The organism is Thermoleptolyngbya oregonensis NK1-22 (assembly GCF_032705245.1).
Lineage (GTDB): Bacteria > Cyanobacteriota > Cyanobacteriia > Elainellales > Elainellaceae > Thermoleptolyngbya > Thermoleptolyngbya sichuanensis.
This window is the reverse complement of the sequence record NZ_CP053540.1, coordinates 987982-1007113: the sequence shown is the minus strand read 5'-3', so window position 1 is coordinate 1007113 and position 19132 is coordinate 987982. Positions and strand designations below refer to the sequence as shown.

Genomic DNA, 19132 nt, shown 5'->3' with positions numbered 1-19132 from the left:
CAGAATTGCCAAGCTGCTGACAAGAGCAGACCAGCGTGGTTCAAACCTGCCGGAGCTAATCGACCACTCGCAGCATTCCCCGGCGCAGTGCCTCAAACACCCGATCCACCAGGGCCCGATCCTTGGGATTGAGCATCGTTTCTCCCAGCGCCACGCGCATGAAGCTCTGCTGATCTCGCCGAGAAATGCAGCGGGTGGCAAAGATGTGGTCTACGATTTGCTCAAGCAGGGTAGAGGAAAGGTCGGGCGCAGGGGTGGACGATTTCATAGGAGGCAGGGGGGAACATCTACTCTTCTAATATCGGTTGAATCCTTGGTTTTTACGGTGATAGTCCGGGCAGTTTTGCGTGATTTTGCGGAAGGTTTGGGGTGACGCTGCTATTGCGTAGCACTGATCTAAGTCCTGGATCGCGGTGATCCAGATCAACAAATCTTGCAAATTTGCCACATTAGGTACACCAAATCTTGCAAGTTTGCCACATTAGATACACAGAGGCGATCGCCCCCTGCGATACATTAAGGACATCAGGGCTTGCACTATCCGGCGATCGCAGGAAGGCTCCGGTTCGTTTCCGGCTTGATCAGCAAGCAATTTCTGGTAACGCCTGCCTGGCATAACCCAGAATTTTGGATGCGATTTGGATTTAGCTTCGCCTGTGCTTTCACAGAATTTACGCTGGAAAACTCTCAACAATTTTTCTCTCGGTGCGTTTCCAGAAAGTTGAGTTTTGCGGAAGCGTCTGTCAGCTTTTTGTGGGGCAAGCCGTCGCACAGGAACTTGTCATTGGTTTCCAATCTGAGTTTCAGGAGCGTGTGTCTTAGCCACATCGAGAAAGCGTTGTGACGGCTATCAAGAAGATGGTGGCCGCTTCTAAACTTCCGCGCAGGAAGGCGGTGTCGAGCCAAAGCTCATCCTTGCCTTGTCAGCCAGAGCCGTAGACAAGACGTAGAAACACGGTGTTGGCGAATAGATTGAACCCTTTAGTATGAATAGGGTTTTTGTATATAGACAGTCGATTCCAGGTTTTTGCTGAAATCCATGCAGCGCTTGGAATTTCTGGGTGCTTTTTTCTAAACCCTAATTATTGTATTTACTGAAAAACCGTGGTCTGGTTGCGCTATTTTCGTCCACAGGCTTCTCATTACGATTCATCATTTATTCAGCAGACCACTCTGGTACGCCAGATCGGCGATCGCATCCGCAGTTCTCTGGAACTGTCTGTGGTGCTGCAAACCGCAGTGGAAGAAGTGGTGGCGCAATTGCCCGTCGAGTGCTGTCTGTTCCTCTGGTACTTTCAAGACATTCAGCGGGTACAGATCGTCTGCGAAGCGGGCGATCGCACGCTGTCTGGCAGCACGCTATCCAACAGCACGCTATCCAACAGCACGCCATCGGGCGGTATCGGGCATTTTCCCCTGACGAAGTTTGGCGACCTAGCCAGCGCCATCGACCACGGTGGGCTAATCCTGCGACCCGGCAACGCCAGCAATCGCCCCAATGGATTGCTGGGTCTGCAACCCGGAATGCAAAGCTGCCCTATCGACCCCCCCGGGCCCCTGTTTGGCGATGCGGCGGTGCTAATGATCCCCGTCGAAGGGCAGGAACACTCGCGGGGATACCTAGTTTGCTTGGACTCGACTCGGCAGCACTGGTCGCCAGACACCGTAGAACTGATGCAGGCGATCGCCCAGCCGCTTGAGATGGCAATCCGCCAAGCACAGCTATACGACCGCTTACAAAAGCAGGCGCGGCGCGAGCGACTGGTGAACCAGATTACCGCACAAACGCGCCAGAGTTTAGATGTCAAAAAGATCCTGAAACGGGCGATCGCCCAACTGCTAAACGCGCTGGAGGTGGATCGCTGTCTGGTGCATCTGGTGGAAGCGCCCGATGAGCTAACCGATGTTGCAGAGGAGTTAGGAAATTCCCATCCTGATGGTCTGGGCGACTCCTTGGGCGATCGCGGGGAAGGATATAACAGGTTTCGCCGCAAGCATCTCTTTGAGGTCTGCCGCGAACCCTTCCCGTCTACCATTGCAGACTTTGACACCGACGGCCCGATTACTCGATGGGTCATCGAAAACCGTCAGCAGGTCGTCATTTCAGACATTACCCAAGACCCCCGCATCGGAACCGACAATCAGGAATATCGCCTAGCCCAGATTCAGTCATCGCTGGTGGTGCCCGTCCAGGCAAACGGCACGCTACAGGCTATCTTGTATTTGAACCAGTGTTCGCATATCCGCTACTGGACGCGAGACGACCAAAAGCTTGCCCAGGCCGTCGCCGACCAGCTTGCGATCTCGATCCAGCAGGCCCATCTCTACGCCAAAACTCGCCAGCAGGCCCAGGAAAGCGCCGCTCAGGCCGAGCGCCTTAGCGAAGCCCTGCTGAATCTCCAGCAAACCCAGGCACACCTGATCCAGAGTGAGAAAATGTCCAGCTTGGGGCAACTGGTATCGGGGATCGCCCACGAAATCAACAACCCCATCAGCTTCATCTACGGCAATATCCCCTTCGTGGAGCGCTATGTCAAAGACCTGCTGCGGCTGCTGACGGCTTATCAGGCCAGCTATCCCCAAAGCACCGAAAAGCTGCGAGACTTGCTGGAGGAAATCGAGCCAGACTTTGTGCTAGAAGACTTGCCCCGAATTCTCGACTCCATGCGGGCGGGAGCCAGTCGAATTCGGGAAATTGTGCTGTCGCTTCGCAATTTCTCGCGGGTGCATGAGGCAAACCGCAAGGTGGTGGATCTGCACGAGGGTCTGGAAAGTACGCTTAAGCTTCTACAGCATTCCATTCCCGCAGATGTGGAAATTTGCCGTTGCTATGGCGATTTGCCGCCTGTGGAATGCTTTCCGAGTCGGCTGAATCAGGTCTTTTTCCACATTATTAAAAACGCGCTGGAGGCGATGGAATCCGTTGGCGATCGCCCCCGGATCATCACCCTCACCACCGAATCCTTCTGGCACTCGCCCCTAGATCAGCCCTGGGTGCGCGTGGCGATTGCCGACACGGGCCCCGGCATCCCTGCCCACCTCCAGCCCAAGATTTTTGACCCCTTCTTCACCACCAAAAGCGTTGGCCAGGGCTACGGGCTGGGGCTTTCCATCGCCTATCAGACCATCGTGCAGCAGCACCAGGGAACGCTGGAGTGCCACTCGACGCTGGGCAAAGGCACCACGTTCATCCTGGAAATTCCGATTTGCCCCCCCACCGCCCCACCGCCCGACGCGCCCGACCCGCCCCTTGCCGCGCTGAGGCCCGTTTAGCCCTTGCCGCCAAGCTCGATGCCATGAACTGCCGCCCCGACTGTGCTGCCTGCTGCATCGCGCCTTCGATCAATAGTCCCCTGCCGGGTATGCCAAACGGCAAACCCGCCGGAGTACGCTGTGTACAGTTGACCGAAGATAACCGCTGCAAGTTGTTTGGCAAGCCAGAGCGCCCTGCCTTTTGCAACCACTTGCAGCCATTAGAGGAGATGTGTGGCACCTGCCGAGAAGAGGCGATCGCCTACCTGACGGCTTTGGAAACTGCCACAGCTCCAGCTTCGTCTCCAGACCCACCCCAGCGCTAGCCCGCCGTCTGCCCTGGGTATTCTGGACTGTGAAGCCAGGGAAACAAACAGGACGCGGATACAGGCGGATACAGGCGGGATGCAGAACCAGGGCAACCAAGGGGGAAACGCCATGCTGAATTGGAACACAATCTTCAAGCCTCGAAAACGACTTAAACGAGCCGTGAGTGCCGGACTGGGCCTTTTGCTGGCAGGTTCTCTGGCGGCGGGCTGTGCCCAACTGGCGGCCCAGGTGTTGCTGCCCGCTCCCACCATCGACTCGGTACACTTGGCGCTGGGAAACCCCAGCGAAGCGACCGCCGAAACTCGGAATGAAAATAATTACCTGATCGTGCGGCCGCAATACGCCCTGTCCTACAACCGGGGCAAAAATATCGCCAATTGGGTGAGCTGGCAGCTTGACGCAAGCTGGCTGGGTCGATTGCCGCGATCGCCCTTCATGCCCGATCCGTCTTTGCCCCAAGGCTGGTATCGCGTCACCACCAACGACTACACCGGCAGCGGGTTTGACCGGGGACACCTGTTGCCCGCCGCCGACCGCAACGCCCGCCCCGAAGATAGCCAGTCCGTCTTCTGGATGACCAACATCATCCCCCAATCCCCCGACAACAACCAGGGCCCCTGGGAAGGACTGGAAAGCTATTGCCGCACCTTGGCCCGCCGGGGACACACGCTCTACATCATCGCAGGCGGCGCAGGCGAAGGCGGCACAGCCCGCAACGGCCCCCGCACCACCATTGGCCGGAGCAGCAACCCCATCTCCGTCCCCGCCGCCACCTGGAAAATCGCCGTAGTGCTGAATCCAGGGCAAACCCTCGAAGACATCGGCACAGATACTCGCGTCATCACGGTCATCATGCCCAACGACATGGGCATTAAGGACAACAATTGGCGCGACTATCGCGAATCGGTAGACACGATTGAAAATATTACGGGCTATGATTTTCTCTCCGTCTTGCCCGACGAAATCGAGGAGTTTCTGGAAGCAAAGATCGACAGCCGCTAGCAGTTAGGTCACTTCAGGTTACATTCAGGTCACAGTGTCACAGTTGCAGGCTGGGCTAAGGCTCGGTGTGTTCGATGTGGGGCGATTTTTTGGGCGATCGCCTGTTGCCCGCTTGCCTCTTCAGAGAACAAGGGTTAGGGTTCAGAAGTTAGGCTTTAGCCGTGTAAGCGTCTAAGTGAATCGTTTAAGTGAATCGTTTAAGTTATCGTCTAACCCCTGTCCACTCTTTCTCACTCTCCAGCCCATGCCCCCCGAAGTCATCGAAATCCTCTCGCCCGATGAAGTTCGCCGCACGGTCAACCGCCTTGCTTCGCAGATTGTAGAGCGGGCTGGCGACCTGTCGAAGCTGGTGCTGGTGGGCATTTTTACGCGGGGTGTGCCGCTGGCAGAACTGCTGGGCCGACAAATCGAAGCCCTGGAGGGCGTGAAGATTCCCGTAGGACATCTGGACATCACCTTCTGGCGCGACGACCTCGACCAGATCGACCTGCGAACGCCAGAAAAGACCGACATTCCTTTCGACCTGACGGATAAGGTCATCGTGCTAGTAGACGACGTGATCTATCGGGGACGCACGATTCGCGCCGCGCTAAACGCCGTAACGGAATATGGCCGCCCTGAGAAGATCCTGCTGGCCGTGCTGGTCGATCGGGGCCATCGAGATTTGCCAATTCACCCCGATTTCACAGGGAAGGAATTGCCCACCGCAAAGGACGAAAAAGTGAAGGTCTTTTTGCAAGAAATCGACGGGCGTGACGGCGTAGAACTGCTTAAACCCAACTGAATACGTGCAGCATTCTACGGGCAAAAAGCTTCAGGTGTTGCGAATATTTCTTGACCTGATCCGAGGCAAACTTTGGACTGGAGGCAAGGCCAGAAACTCTCGGATAGCTTCAGCCGTTTCCTGCCTTTGCTCAAGGTTTAGCCCTGCGGATTCTATTGGCAATCGCTCACCCGTTTTGGTTAGAATGACGATTCGATAATACCAATCGATGTCACAACGATTTCTAAAAGTACCATCTGCCGATGGTGCAGTCCATTCCTCAATGGCAACTGATTTAATCTCTGCCAGCGGGAGCGTTTTTTCTTTTTGCCACGCAAACATTGATTGGTAATATAGCTGACCAGTCAACCGATCAAACTTATAATACCCTTGGCGAAGACTCATGAATGCCAGTCCGAACATGCTGAATAGGACGATAAATGTTGGTTGCAGGCCAAATGCTATGCTACGTAAGCGTTGATTATATGCTTGCATCCAAGATATAGAGGGAGAAATGACTCTAAGAGAGGGCTGAGCCGGGTTTCCCAAAAAACGCTGAATTTCGTTGGCGATCGCCTCAGCTTCATAGAAATCTCTCCAGAATCCGATTTGCATTTCCAGACTAGAGCCATCAGAGCTTAAGGTTGGCATACTTTCTACCCCAAGCCAAGTTGTTTTACTGGAATGACGACCGGACAGCCAAATGCGAGTCTTGTAGAGAGAATCCCATGTTGTTAAAACCGTGATGTCAACCCCTGGCATACTCATGGATTGAATTTCAACAGAATGCTGATAAATCGGAAATGAGCCGATAGATTGAGTTTTCTGACAGCGGGTCGTTTCTAAGTTTGGGCGATCGCACGTCAGCTCGGTTTTACCTAAGTTCGGAGACATCACGGTGGATAAACCCAGCAGAATTCCACCTGAGAAAAGCAAGAATCCTAATATCCGCAGAAGCGGCAATGGCTGCGTCTTCATGACTAGTCGCTGGGAATCCTTGCGAGTCACTTTTAGCAGACCATCTTGTTTTTTAGCTGTTGTCATTGCATCTAAGCCTACCTTTTGAAGCAAACGAGAATGATCGAGATTTCTTGTGCTTTTTATATTGGCAATTCTGAGTTCTCTGAAGAGATCTTTGAGTCTATATTAGAAGTTGGAAAGAAAAATTAAGCAGGACTGCAAGAGCTTACATCGATCAATTCGCGTTAAGCCCTTCCTATTGCCCTACATAAAGTGAATTACTTCCTGGGGCTATGATTTGAACAGGAGGCAGGTCTAAAAAATCTCGAATTGCCTTAGTCGTTTCCTGCCTGATCGAAAGATTTGAATCTACAAAAGCCAATTCTATTGGCAGCCGTTTGCCTGTTTTGGTCAGGGCAACGATTCGATAACGATAACCCCTGCTGGATGAGACCCATTGAAACTCTTCAATGGCGATTGATTCAATATCTGACAGAGGCACGGTTTTAGTAGCTTTTCCAAATAAGGGTCGGAAAGATAACTTACCTGTCAATCGATCGAATTTACAATATCCCTGACGAAGGCTAAGGAGTAGTGTTGAAGGACCTATTAGAATTCCCCAAACAGGGTAGAAGAGGTGACAGAGTGAAAGGAATGCACGTTGCAAGTATTCGATATCTCGCTCCATCCAAGATATGGGAGGATGGATATCGCGCAGGGACGATTGGGCAGGGTTTGTGAGAAAGCGCTGAATCTTGTCAGCGATTGCTCTCGCTTCGTCAGGATTTTTCCAAAGTCCAACTCGCATTTCTATATGGGGGTCAGCGAGTTTCAAGGCTGGTGAAGTTTCTAAACCAACCCGGGTTTCTGTGCTTGAACTCATCTCCCCTATTGAAATCCGGACTTCATAGAAGTCGCTTGGTATTTCCAAGTTAAAGTTGTCCGATAGTTGCAAAACAGTAACCTGGACTTCTAGCTGATTCGAGGACTGAAGTTCAACAGAATGTCGATAAATTGGGAGGGAGCCAATGAATTGGGTTTTCTGGCAGCGCGTAGTTTCCAAGGTTGGGCGATCGCACATTAGTTCCGTATTGCTCGGAATTGGAGGTATCAAGGCAGATAAGAGAGGAAGTAATACGCCTGATATAATCAAGAATCCCAATATCCGAAGACTCCGAAACGAACGAGTCTTGAGGATGAGTTGCTCGGAATCCTGATAGGCGACGCTCAAGGGCACACCGTGCTGTTTGGCTATTTTCATCGCATCTGAGCCTACCTTTTGAAGCGAGTGGAAATGCTCAAGCTGTCTTACATTTTTGATATCGGAAATTTCGGTTTGCCTGGAGAAGATCGAGACAAAAATTAACCGAAATGAGCAACCCTGCTACAGATCTACGATCCACTCCTACACACTACGATCCACACCGTCTCAGGCAGCAATTCCAGAAGCCGCTGAGCAAGCGACCGAAAATTTTTACCGCTACTGTCAATGCTTCTAAGAGGGTGTTTGAAAAGGTATCGCCTGTAATGTTAAGCACTCAGAGATCCCCCCCAGCCCCCCTTAACAAGGGGGGAAACCGCCTTAAAGTCCCCCTTTTTAAGGGGGATTTAGGGGGATCTTGCACGCTTTGCTACAAACAGTAGGACTTTTCAAACATCCTCTAAGGCACGTTACGACTGGAATGGCTGGAAGACCGACAAATCCTTGACAGCCTGCCCAAAATCGCCTACCCAAAATTGAGAATCAGATAAGCCATTGGGCTTTGCTGAAGAGAAGTGTGATTCTCGTGCTTGAGCGTCTTGCAGCCCTTACCCTAGCCCTCTCCCGAAGGAGAGGGAACACGAGAGGAAGGGTTGGGGATGCGTCGTTCATACCTGTGTTTAGCAACGCCAGCCATCTCAACCAGCGGTAACTTTAGCAATCTTCAAGGTGTGACCAAAAAGTGTGACCAAAAAGTGTGACCAAAACGCGACCCGCGCCACTCTAGATAAAATAGCGAAGATAAGATGGCGGCCAGATAGCGCCGTTCAAGTCAGCACCCGATGCCCGATATCCCGCCGACAGTAAGCCCCTTCAAACTGGATGCAATCTACGGCTTCGTAGGCGAGGGCGATCGCCTCTCTCACCGTTTCCCCCAGCGCAGTAACGCCCAGCACCCGTCCGCCGTCGGTGAGAACCGTGTCGCCGACCAGTCGAGTGCCTGCATGGAAGACCATCGCACCTGTGTCGGCGGCTTGGGCGAGGCCGCTAATGGGTTTCCCCTTGTCGTAGCTGCCAGGATAACCTCCGGCAGCGAGGACGACACAAGCAGCGGCTCTGGGCTTCCATTGCAGCGGCGGAAAGTCGGCTAGGGTTTGCTGGGTGCAGGCCAGCATCAGCTGATCGAGCGGCGTTTCTAGCAGGGGCAGCACGACTTGGGTTTCGGGATCGCCAAAACGACAGTTAAACTCGATGACTTTGGGATCGCCCTGGGGCGTAATCATCAGCCCCGCATAGAGAACGCCACGATAGTCGATGCCGCGATCGCGCAGGGTGGCGATCGCCGGTTCCAGAATCTCCGTCTGGATGCGCGTCATTAGCTCTGGCGTGACCACCGGGGCCGGGGCGTAGGCTCCCATGCCGCCAGTGTTTTCGCCTGTGTCGCCCTCGCCAATGCGCTTGTGATCCTGAGCGGGCAGCAAGGGGCGAATGGTGAGACCATCCGTTACCGCTAGCACGGAGGCTTCTTCGCCCGTCAGGTATTCCTCCAGCACCACACGGCTGCCCGCTTCGCCAAACTGCCCCCCGAAGGCGGCTTCGATGGCGGCGATCGCCTCTGCGTCGGTCATGGCCACCGTCACGCCCTTGCCTGCCGCCAGCCCGTCTGCTTTCACCACAATTGGCGCACCCTGTTTGCGAACCTGGGCGATCGCTGTAGCGGCATCGCTAAACACGGCTGCGTTTGCGGTGGGAATGCCGGCCGCTTTCATCAGATCCTTCGCCCAAGCTTTGCTGGCTTCGATCTGGGCCCCCGCCTGGGTCGGGCCAAAGACTTGCAATCCTTGCTCTTGCAAATAGTCGGCAATGCCATTGGCCAAGGGCACTTCTGGCCCCACCGCAATCAGGCTAAAGTTGTTGACCAGGGAAAACCGAGCAATGCCTTCAAAGTCCTTGATCGAAAGCCCCAGATTTCGGCAACGGGGAAGGGTTGCAGTGCCGCCATTGCCCGGAACGCACACGACCTCCTGCACGCTGGGAGACTGCAATAGAGAAGTGGCGATCGCATGTTCTCTGCCGCCGTTTCCCACTACCAGAACTTTAACCACACCCTCACCAACCGTTACGAATGTTACCTGTTGCGTCTCAAAACATCCTCCATTATGCACCCTGATGCCACCAATCTCCTGATGCCGATAAAACTCTCGCAAAGCGTTAAAAGTCTGGCGGAAAACCCCTGGCTTCGGCGTAAGGTAAAGAAGGCGGCGCAAATTCGATGCAACAATTTGATGCAACGGCTGTCGAACGCCCGATTCCTTCGCTATTTTGCTGTGACGAGATTTTGCTGTGACGAGTGAGATCATGCCTGTTTCTATGCCCGGCTCTAGAGCCAAAACGCACAAGACTCATCACCAGACTCAATGGAGGGCGATCGCGCTGATGCTCGGTTGCGGCGGTCTGTGGGCCACGCTGCAATCGCTGCCCACAACGGCTCAGACTGTAGAAACGGTGGCAGAAACGGTGGCGCAAATTGTGCCCCTGCCGCCCCCAGTTGCGCCGTCGCCCTCCGAGAACTCGTCGTCGCAAGAGGAACTGCTCCGTACGCCGCCCAACCCGCTAGAGATGACGGAGCCTGATCCCCTGCTGCCCAGACCCGTCGTAGATCGGCCCCTCAGCCCGCTGGAAATTTACTTCCTGCGGCTGGGGGTAGAAGACTTGCAGCGGCAGGCGGAAGCGCGGTATGCCCTAGGGCAAACGAACGCTGCGTTTGAAATCTGGTATCGCGAGCTGCGGCTGCGACGGGTGCTGGGTCTGGCAGAAGAAGTGTCGGCGCTGGGGCGTGTGGGGGAAGTTGCGTGGCGCGAAAACCGCCGCACCGATACGCGAATCATCACCGCCCGCCTGGAGCAAATCGAGCAAGAGCAGCAGGCAATCGCTCCGCCAGACTATAGCCTCCTGCTCAGCATCGCCCAGGGCTATGAAAAAATGCGGGCACTGCCGCTAGCCGTCACCCTCTATGACCAGCTTTTGACCCAGGCGCGGGCCGAGCGCAACAGCGCTGTTGAACAGTTGGTGCTGACCTCCCTGGGGCAACTGCACCTAGCCTGGTTCGACTACGAAAAGGCGGCGATCGCCTATACAGATTTGCTCAACCTAGCGCGATCGCGCAGCGACGGCATTCGCGAATTGGAGTATCTACAGCAGCTTGCCTATATTTACCAGCAGGGCAAAATGCCCGACCGCGCTATCCCGATTCAGCAAGAACTGGTGCAGCGATACGAAGCCCTGCCCCTGCCGCTGCTGATCCCGCCGCTCAAGATTGCGCTGGGGGACAATTACCGGGCGATCGGCCGTGTGGGACTGGCTGCGACTACCTACCAGGAAGCCTTTACCCAGGCCCAAGCGCAGCAGCAGTATGGCTACTCTAGCGAGGCACTGGTGCATCTAGCAGCGCTATATGAGGGGCTAAACCGTCCCGCAGATACGCTACTGGTCTATCAAACGCTGATTCAGGTCGAGCAGCAGTCCTACAACACCTACGGCATCATGACCGCCTACGAAAAAATTGCCCAATTGCACCAGACCCAGGGCGAAACCGCAGAGGCGATCGCTGCTTATCAGTCCGCCCTTTCTTTGGCGCAGCAGCTCGACTATGCCAGCCGCGTTAGCGCCTACACCGCTCAAATTCAAACCCTCAGCGGCAGCTAACGCCAGCTCAATCTCTTGAGTCATCCGTTAAACGGTTTGTCGTTAAAAACTGCGGCTGTTGCTGAGATATCTTTGAGGATATCTTTGAGTCAGCATAGAGTTCAGCGTATAGCTGTTGTGTACACAGATCTCGATTGGTTGCGTCAGGCTCCGAAAGATCCCCCTAAATCCCCCTTATTAAGGGGGACTTCCAATCCACCCTTGCTCAAGGGGGGCTAAGGGGGCTTCCGATCCCCCCCCTTGCTCAAGGGGGGCTAGGGGGGATCAAAGCATCGCCGCTCAAGCAAGACTTGGGTGTACACACTAGCAGCGCATCGAGAAAGTCATTATAGAGTTCAGCGTATAGCTACTGTGTACACAGATCTCGATTGGTTGCGTCAGCGAAAGATCCCCCTAAATCCCCCTTGCTCAAGGGGGACTTCCGATCCCCCCCCTTGAGCAAGGGGGACTAAGGGCCTTCCGATCCCCCCTGGCTCAAGGGGGGCTAGGGGGGATCAAAGCACCGCCGCTCAAGCCAGACTTGGGTGTACACACTAGCAGCGCATCGAGAAAGTCATTGAGCTTGTCGAACGTCCTTGTCGAACGTCTGAACCCAGCTTGCCCTTTAGAACTGCCACAGCGTAACTGCCATGCCCTTGATCAAGATCCAAACCTCTGTGTCTTGTCCTACGTTGACCGAAGTGGAAGAACTGTTGAAGACCCTGTCAGACAGTCTGGCAAAGCACACAGGCAAGCCCGAATCCTATGTAATGACCGCGTTTGAGTCGGATGTGCCCATGACCTTTGGGGGCACGCTCGATCCGGTTTGCTATGTGGAAGTGAAAAGTGTGGGTTCCTTCAACCCCGCCCAAACCAAGTCCATGAGCCAAGAGTTTTGCCAGATTATCAGCGCCACGCTGGGCGTGCCCGGAAACCGCACCTACATTGAGTTTTCTGAGGCCAAGGGCTATCTCTGGGGCTGGAACGGGGCGACCTTTGGCTGATGCCCGCCCTGCCGCAAGTCCCCCTTACTAAGGGGGATTTAAGGGGGATCGACTCAGGGCAAGCAGCGACCCAGAAAGTTTTAAGACCCTGCCTAGAATCTGAAGTGCGTCCCTCAAATCCGCAAGGCCTGTTTTAGCAAGCCGGGAATATCGGACGGGCGATCGGCAACGGGAACGCCTGCTTTTTGGAAGGCGGTTATTTTGCTGTCGGGCGTGCCGATTTCGCTGCCCCAGCCCGCCACGAGAGAGGCAATGATAGCCCCAGCGTGACCCATGCGATGGTTCTTGGGCGCGGTGCGTCCGGCAATGTAGGCAATTACGGGTTTATCGATCGCCTCGACAATGTAGCGGGCTGCTTCTTCCTCGCTGTTGCCCCCAATTTCGCCCACCAGCACGATCGCTTCGGTCTGGTCGTCTTCGTCCAGAATTTGCAGCCATTGCTGAAAGGAAGAGCCAACGATGCGATCGCCCCCAATCCCCACGGCGATCGACTGGCCCAGTTCCGCCTGCGTCAGGTGCAGCGCGATTTCGTGGGTGAGCGTGCCGCTGCGGCTGATTAGCCCGATGCGGCCGGGAGAATACAACTCGGCAGGGTATGTGCCTAACAAAATCTTGCCAGGGAGGATAATGCCGGGACTATCGGGCCCGACGACCAGCGTATCGGTGCGCTCAGCAATATGCAGCAGTTTCACCATGTCCAGCGGCGGTACGCCCTCCGTCACCAGCACCAGATGCCGAATCCCAGCGGCGATCGCCTCCAGCGCCGCATCCAGCATCCGATACGGCTCCACCAGAATCACTGCTGCATCCACCGAGCCAGCGGTTGCTATGGCCTGTTCCACCAGGTCGAACACAGGCACGCCCTCTAGCACTTGCCCACCGTGCCCCGGCGACACCCCTGCCACGATCGACGTGCCGTAGGCCTGCATTCGCGCCGTGTAGAGGCTTCCCAGAGCGCCCGCGATGCCTTGCACCAGAACTTTACTTCTTGTCGATAAATCCATGTCTAGTTAGAGCGTTTGGGTTTGAGAGTTGGGTTTAAGAGGACTCACGCAGTTGGAGGATTTCTCGCGGCGCACCCCGCGAAAAAATCCTCCAAAATCTAGAAAACTGATTGCAAGTGCGTAAATCCTGTTTGAGATCTAGGTTTAAAACTTTAGCCTTGAGAAGAGACGGGCAAAACGCGAAATGCTAGGACAGAGGAAACCCTACCGCCCGACTCCGGCTCCCTCACTGAGGGCGATCGCCTTTGTGAGGGCCTCATCCAGCGAATCCAGAACAAACAGCATCGGCAAGTCTAGGGCAGCGAGTTGCTGACGGGCTGCCGCCGCATGGGCCCCGCCCAGCCGCACCACGAGGGGGACGCTGACGGGCTGGCGCTGCTGCTTCAAGTAGCGGGCGATCGCCCCGGCAACTGCATTGCAGGTTTCTGCGCCGCCCAGCAAGTTGAGCAAGACGCTCCGCAGCCGCTGGGTCTGCAAAATCCAGTCCAGCCCTTTTTCTAGGCGATCGCACAGCGTATCGGGCGGCAGCCGATAGGACGACTCTCCCCCCAAGTTCAGACAGGCCGACGGCTGTCCACCCGCCCGATCGACCAGATCGAGTGTCGCCATCGTCAGCCCCGCCCCATTGCACAAGATGCCCAGGCTGCCAGGAAACAGCATGGGGTTCAAGTTGGGCAGATCAAAGGCGCTGGCGGCCAGTCCGCTACAGGTTGGGCCCATTGCCAGGGTGGAGTGGGAGGGACGATTCGCGGCGTGATCCCTGCGGGAATCCCCCGACTGCATCGCCAGCAAATCTGGGTGTCGCTCCAGTGCTGCGTCGTTCACAGCGACCTTGCCATCCAGCGCCATGACTTCCCCCGCCGGATTGACCGCCAGGGGGTTGATCTCGACCAGATCCAGGTCATAGGTCAAAAACAGGCGATACATTTTCTCGACGATCGCGCTGACGGACTCGATTAGCTCACCCGATAGCCCCATGTGGATCGCCAATCGCCGCGCATAAAAGGGCGAAAACTCCCCATCCACCAACACCTGCTGAATTTGTCGCGAGGTTGCCTCTAGCGCCATGCCCCCCTCCCGCGACCCCAGCAGCAGCGGCCGCCGCAGCGACGGATCAAGCACCACTGCTAGGTAGAGTTCCTGGTCTGGCTCATACTTTGCCTCCGCCAGCAGCACTTCTGGATATTGCCCCAAAATCGGCAGATAAAAAATCGCCTGAGCCGCCGCCACTGCATCAATTGTGTTTTCTGCAAAGCGCACGCCGCCTGCCTTACCACGCCCCCCCGCATACACCTGCGACTTCAGCACAATGGGATAGGGAATCCGCAACTGTTTCAAGTCCTTAGGATGGTCAATCCGCTGCGACGGCAGGATAGGAATGCCAACTTTCTGAAATAGATCCTTTGCCTGATATTCGAGGAGATCCATAGAGGAGAGAAAGGGGAAAGAAAAGGGTGAGGAAGGAAGGAGGTGAGGGAGGTAGGTTAGTGGCTGACGGCTTGAACACTCCCTTGCACCCCCAAGACGGCCAATCGCATAATCTCAAGGAAGATTGCAAGAAAGAAGATTGCAAGAGAGATCTAAATATAGACCAGAAAACGACTGAGCAATGGTGTTCTACTGCTACTTGCATGGCTTTGCGTCGAGTCCTAATTCTGCCAAGGCGCGGTATTTGGGCGATCGCTTTCGGGCGGCTGGGCTGTCTCTGGTCATCCCCGATTTGAACCAAAATGACTTTGCCCACCTGACGCTCAGTCGTCAAATTGCCCAGGTCGAGGCGTTACTGCCGCCCCCGCCGGAGCCTGTGGTGCTGATTGGGTCGAGCTTCGGCGGGCTAACGGCGGCCTGGCTGGGCGATTTGCGAAGCGATCCCTGCGGGAATCGCCATCCCCAGGTGCAAAAACTGGTGCTGCTGGCTCCGGCATTTGGGTTTCTCGATCACTGGCTGCCTCGCCTAGGGCCGGAGCAGGTAGCGCAGTGGCAAGAGACTGGCTTTTTGTCGGTTTATCATTATGGCGATCAGGCAATGCGGCCGCTGCATTATGGATTTGTCTCGGATGCAGCGATGTACGACCACTCCACTCTGAAGCGGCCAGTGCCCACGCTGATCTTGCACGGGATACGGGATGACGTAATTCCAGTCCAGTCCAGCCGAGATTACGCCGCAACTCGCCCCTGGGTGACGCTACTGGAACTGGATAGTGACCATGCGCTGACCGACCAACAGGATGCCATTTGGCAGGCCGTCCAAACATTCTGCGAAATTGATTAGAACTAAGCTAGTGGGGGGTGTTGCCCCTCGTGCCTGAATGCTGGAGCCGCTCAAGCTGCCTAGAATTGAAAAATAGTCATCTTAGGGCACTGACATACTTGAAACAGCAAACTTACTGCCCTCATCCCCCAACCCCTTCTCCCAAGCGGGGAGAAGGGGAGCCAGACAAAGGTTTGAAGTCCCTCTCCCGCTCTGGGAGAGGGCTTAAGGCCTTCGGCATACCAGAAAAGGGTGAGGGCTGAAATTGCTGCGTAAAGTATATTAGTGCCCATCTTAGGGAGAAATCCGCGGTAGCGTAAATTCACTCTAAAATCCTGACTACTATAAGACTCACGCAGTTGGAGGATTTCTCGCGGGCGCAGCCCGCGAGAAATCCTCCAAAGCCCAGAAGACTGAAGTGTGTAAGTCCTGTACTAGATGAAATGGGTCGATGAAATGGGTGTTCGATGGGCATTCATAACCTAGAGTTACTGAGGTGAAAACGGGCGTGATGGTATTCTTTGCTGAGCTACGGTGCCTCAGTCTGCAATCTTGACCTGGAGTTTCATGCGCTGCTCTGCGGTTCTGCTGCTGACTGTGATTTCTTCTGTGGGACTCGCCGCCGATTTGCGAGGGGTTTCCGCTAGCTTGCCTTGGGGTTCTGTTGCAGCAGCCCGATCTAGTGTGGAAAAGGCGCAGGCTGACCAAGCGATTCGCGAAGCGATTCCCACAGGGATCGCTCCTGCATTTTCCCTTGCCCAATCCAGCCAACCCGCCGACCCCTCCAGCACTCCTTCGCCCTCGCCGCCAGAGCTACTGGGCTTGGGCAGCCGGGGTGCGGCTGTGCAGGAGTTACAAACCACGCTCAATCGGCTGGGCTATTACTATGGCGCAATCAATGGCGAGTTTGGCAAAGAAACGCAGACCGCGCTGCTGACCTTTCAAAAAGAATCGGGGCTGGTGGCCACGGGCGAACTAGACGACCCCACCCGCGCCAGACTGCGGCAGGCCCGAGTGGAACTGTTGGGTGATGAAGCGCCGCTGTTTGGCGGGACGGACGTGCCTACTGATGGAATAGCCTCAGATGAGGCGGGAGATGAGGCGGGTGTGGAACCGTCAGAGTTGCCAGTGGGTGAGTCTGGCGAAGTTGCTGAAGCGCCGCCGAATGAGCCAGCAGAATCGGAGCCAGAGACGGGCGAATCCGCAGACTGGATTGGCTGGGCAGGACTGCTGGCGGGGCTGGCGATCGCCATCGGGGTGATCTACAGCCAGTTGCGCCAGAGTCGGCTGGGGACGCTGGAAACAGACGGCGGGCCTGCGCTCGACGGGGCCGGCGGCTCAGGGGTGGGCGTGCCGTTGGAGCCGCCGCTCAATCCGGGCTGGTCGCGGGCAGCGGCAGAGTCGTCCGCCCCAAGCAACCTCGCCCCAGGTCATGCCGCTACAGGTCATGCCGCCACAGGTCATGCCGCCACAGGGAATGGCGATGCACCGCCACAGGCTCCACCTGCGACTTCTGAAGTCGTGACCCGCGTGACGGGCGCTGAACCCGCCCCACAGCCTGATCCAAAGCCCAATATGCTGTGGGAAACGGTGGGCCCGATCGCGCCGACCAGTTCCTCCCAGGCGTTGATTCCTACGCCAGCGCGATCGCCCCAGTCTGTGGATTCCCTAGCCCACGCCGCACCCGACCCAAACCCTGAAACCTCCCTGGAAACCGTCCTCACAGAAACCACCCGGCTCCAGCGCATCAGTATTGTGGATAAGCTGCTGGAGGAACTGCACAGCCCCGACCCGGCGACTCGCCGCAAGGCCATTTGGGAACTGGGTCAGGCGGGCGATTCGCGGGCAGTGCAGCCGCTGGTCGATCTGCTGGTGGAGGCCGATTCGCAGCAGTGCAGCCTGATTTTGGCAACGCTGTCGGAGATTGCCCTGCGGACGCTCAAGCCGATGAAGCAAGCCCTGCTCACCTCCCTGCGCGACAGCAATGCCGATGTTCGCAAAAACGCGATTCGAGACGTGACGCGCCTGTATGACGTGGTGACGCAGATGAGCGATCTGCTCAGCCATGCCGCGAACGATCCCGACCCAGAGGTGCAGGCGACGGCGCGTTGGGCGATCGCCCAGTTGTCGCGGGGGCGATCGCGCTCAGACTTGAACGGTAGCGCAGGCACTCAAGCAGACTAGACAAGCTTTCAAATTCACGGGTATCGAGAAGATTCGAGAAGATTCACGCCCGAATTCCCAGCGCCTAGCCCCCAATCTCCGACATCACCCGATTCATCGGCACGTCCTGATCTGCCAGCCCGTGGCCCCACGGCTTCCACCAGATGCTCTCTTCAATCAGCGCCTTCAGGTCATCCACGCCAGCCCCCCGGCGCAGTGGGGTCAGCAAGTCCAGTTCCTTTTCCCGCAGTAGGCAGAGCCGCAGCCGCCCGTCTGCCGTCAGCCGCGCCCGATTGCAGCCTGCACAAAACGGCTTCGTCACGGAGCTAATAAACCCCAGCGTGCCCCGCGCTCCGGGCAGTTGATAGAGCCGTGCCTCGCCATCCAGTTCTCCCTGGTTCAGCAGGTCTGGCGGTTGCAGGTGTTGCCCAATCACGCCCAGCAACTCGTCCTCGCTGACCGTGTTTTGCTGCTGAAAATCCGACACTTCCCCAAAGGGCATCATCTCGATAAACCGCACCTGCCAGGGAAATTCGTAGGTCAGCCGCGCCAGGTCTACCACGTCCTGCTGATCGTTAAAGCCGCGCACCACAACGGCATTCAGCTTCACCCGCAGCCCCGCATCGGCCGCCGCCCGCATTCCGCGCCATACGTCGTCTAGCTTGCCCCAGCGCGTAATCTGCTGAAATTTCTCTGGATTGAGCGTGTCAATGCTGATGTTGACGCGGCGCAGCCCGGCCGCAGCCAGGGGCGCAGCCAGTTGCCCCAGCAGCACGCCGTTGGTGGTCATGGCAACCTCTGGCGCATCGGGCAAGTCGGCAATAAAGCGGACGACTTCGACGATATTTTCTCGCAGGGTGGGTTCGCCGCCCGTCAGCCGAAACTTGTTGAAGCCCAGCAGCTTGGCAAAAATCGGCAGCAGTTGATATAGCTCTGCGTCTTGCAGCAGTTCTGCCCGTGGGCGAAACGTCATATTGACGGGCATACAGTAAACGCAGCGCAGATTGCACCGATCGGTGAGGGAGATGCGGAGGTAGTTGATGTTGCGACCAAAGCGATCCAGCGTCATCCAAAATCCTGAAAAATTAATCCTGCTGGGACTCCCCTTGATGAAGCTCCTGTGTACACAGGTTTCGATTTTTTGCGTCACGCTCCGAGCGATCCCCCTAAATCCCCCTTAAGAAGGGGGACTTTCGAGCCAGTTCTCTCTGTTGCGAAAGATCCCCCTGAATCCCCCTTAAGAAGGGGGATTTCCGATCCAGTTCTCCCTGCGGTAGGTCATGCCTCACCCCTTATTTAAGAGAGATTTAAGAGGGGATCAGTTCTCCCCCCTTGTTCAAGGTGGGGCAGGGGGGATCAAAGCATCATCATTTAAGGAGGGAAGGACGGATCAGTTCCCCCCTTGTTCAAGGGGGGGTAAGGGGGATCAAAGCATCGCCGCGCAAGCCTAGAAGACTTGTGTGTACACAGTAGCCTTGATTAAGGGCATTAAGGGGGCGAGAGGGGGTCGGGGTTGAA

At 56.1% G+C, this 19132-nt stretch carries 15 protein-coding genes; 8 read left to right on the top strand and 7 right to left on the bottom strand.

The window, feature by feature from the left end:
* Nucleotides 1-55 precede the first annotated feature (55 nt).
* Nucleotides 56-268, bottom strand: coding sequence for a hypothetical protein (locus tag HNI00_RS04325; RefSeq protein ID WP_297084954.1), 213 nt, complete (start codon nucleotides 266-268; stop codon nucleotides 56-58).
* Between the two features lie 836 nt (nucleotides 269-1104).
* Between HNI00_RS04325 and HNI00_RS04320 the strand changes: the two genes are divergently transcribed.
* From HNI00_RS04320 to pyrR, 4 genes are all read left to right on the top strand, one after another.
* On the top strand, nucleotides 1105-3273 hold the full coding sequence (locus HNI00_RS04320) for a GAF domain-containing protein (RefSeq protein WP_316790997.1): 2169 nt from the start codon (nucleotides 1105-1107) through the stop codon (nucleotides 3271-3273).
* Nucleotides 3274-3296: 23 nt separating this feature from the next.
* Nucleotides 3297-3578 (top strand): YkgJ family cysteine cluster protein, encoded by a 282-nt coding sequence (locus HNI00_RS04315; protein ID WP_420156302.1) that lies wholly within the window; start codon nucleotides 3297-3299, stop codon nucleotides 3576-3578.
* A gap of 163 nt (nucleotides 3579-3741) precedes the next feature.
* Nucleotides 3742-4584 (top strand): DNA/RNA non-specific endonuclease, encoded by an 843-nt coding sequence (locus HNI00_RS04310; RefSeq protein WP_316790992.1) that lies wholly within the window; start codon nucleotides 3742-3744, stop codon nucleotides 4582-4584.
* A gap of 244 nt (nucleotides 4585-4828) precedes the next feature.
* Nucleotides 4829-5368, top strand: coding sequence for a bifunctional pyr operon transcriptional regulator/uracil phosphoribosyltransferase PyrR (pyrR, locus tag HNI00_RS04305; protein WP_172353423.1), 540 nt, complete (start codon nucleotides 4829-4831; stop codon nucleotides 5366-5368).
* 30 nt (nucleotides 5369-5398) lie between these two features.
* On the opposite strand, the gene HNI00_RS04300 is transcribed toward pyrR, so the two are convergent.
* The 3 genes from HNI00_RS04300 to purD form a co-directional block, all read right to left on the bottom strand.
* Nucleotides 5399-6391 carry a hypothetical protein gene (locus HNI00_RS04300; protein WP_316790991.1) on the bottom strand — a complete coding sequence of 331 codons (993 nt, stop codon included), beginning with the start codon at nucleotides 6389-6391 and terminating at the stop codon, nucleotides 5399-5401.
* 172 nt (nucleotides 6392-6563) lie between these two features.
* On the bottom strand, nucleotides 6564-7568 hold the full coding sequence (locus HNI00_RS04295) for a hypothetical protein (RefSeq protein WP_316790989.1): 1005 nt from the start codon (nucleotides 7566-7568) through the stop codon (nucleotides 6564-6566).
* 767 nt (nucleotides 7569-8335) lie between these two features.
* A complete protein-coding gene (gene purD, locus HNI00_RS04290) occupies nucleotides 8336-9613 on the bottom strand; it encodes a phosphoribosylamine--glycine ligase (RefSeq protein WP_316790987.1) in 1278 nt (425 codons plus the stop codon).
* 253 nt (nucleotides 9614-9866) lie between these two features.
* Between purD and HNI00_RS04285 the strand changes: the two genes are divergently transcribed.
* On the top strand, nucleotides 9867-11213 hold the full coding sequence (locus HNI00_RS04285) for a tetratricopeptide repeat protein (protein WP_316790985.1): 1347 nt from the start codon (nucleotides 9867-9869) through the stop codon (nucleotides 11211-11213).
* Nucleotides 11214-11842: 629 nt separating this feature from the next.
* A complete protein-coding gene (locus HNI00_RS04280; RefSeq protein WP_172353418.1) occupies nucleotides 11843-12196 on the top strand; it encodes a phenylpyruvate tautomerase MIF-related protein in 354 nt (117 codons plus the stop codon).
* A 113-nt stretch (nucleotides 12197-12309) separates the two neighbouring features.
* Here the strand turns inward: HNI00_RS04280 and HNI00_RS04275 are convergent, their stop codons facing one another.
* Both HNI00_RS04275 and HNI00_RS04270 read right to left on the bottom strand, forming a co-directional pair.
* On the bottom strand, nucleotides 12310-13200 hold the full coding sequence (locus HNI00_RS04275; RefSeq protein ID WP_316790983.1) for a succinate--CoA ligase subunit alpha: 891 nt from the start codon (nucleotides 13198-13200) through the stop codon (nucleotides 12310-12312).
* A gap of 204 nt (nucleotides 13201-13404) precedes the next feature.
* A complete protein-coding gene (locus tag HNI00_RS04270) occupies nucleotides 13405-14628 on the bottom strand; it encodes an ATP-grasp domain-containing protein (protein ID WP_316790981.1) in 1224 nt (407 codons plus the stop codon).
* Between the two features lie 181 nt (nucleotides 14629-14809).
* Here HNI00_RS04270 and HNI00_RS04265 point away from each other — a divergent pair, with 181 nt between their 5' ends.
* Both HNI00_RS04265 and HNI00_RS04260 read left to right on the top strand, forming a co-directional pair.
* Nucleotides 14810-15472 (top strand): YqiA/YcfP family alpha/beta fold hydrolase, encoded by a 663-nt coding sequence (locus HNI00_RS04265; RefSeq protein WP_316790979.1) that lies wholly within the window; start codon nucleotides 14810-14812, stop codon nucleotides 15470-15472.
* A gap of 513 nt (nucleotides 15473-15985) precedes the next feature.
* Nucleotides 15986-17635: a peptidoglycan-binding protein gene (locus HNI00_RS04260; protein ID WP_316790977.1), complete on the top strand. Its 1650-nt coding sequence runs from the start codon at nucleotides 15986-15988 to the stop codon at nucleotides 17633-17635.
* A gap of 64 nt (nucleotides 17636-17699) precedes the next feature.
* Here HNI00_RS04260 and moaA read toward each other — a convergent pair whose 3' ends face one another.
* On the bottom strand, nucleotides 17700-18683 hold the full coding sequence (gene moaA / locus HNI00_RS04255) for a GTP 3',8-cyclase MoaA (protein WP_316790974.1): 984 nt from the start codon (nucleotides 18681-18683) through the stop codon (nucleotides 17700-17702).
* Nucleotides 18684-19132: the final 449 nt, after the last annotated feature.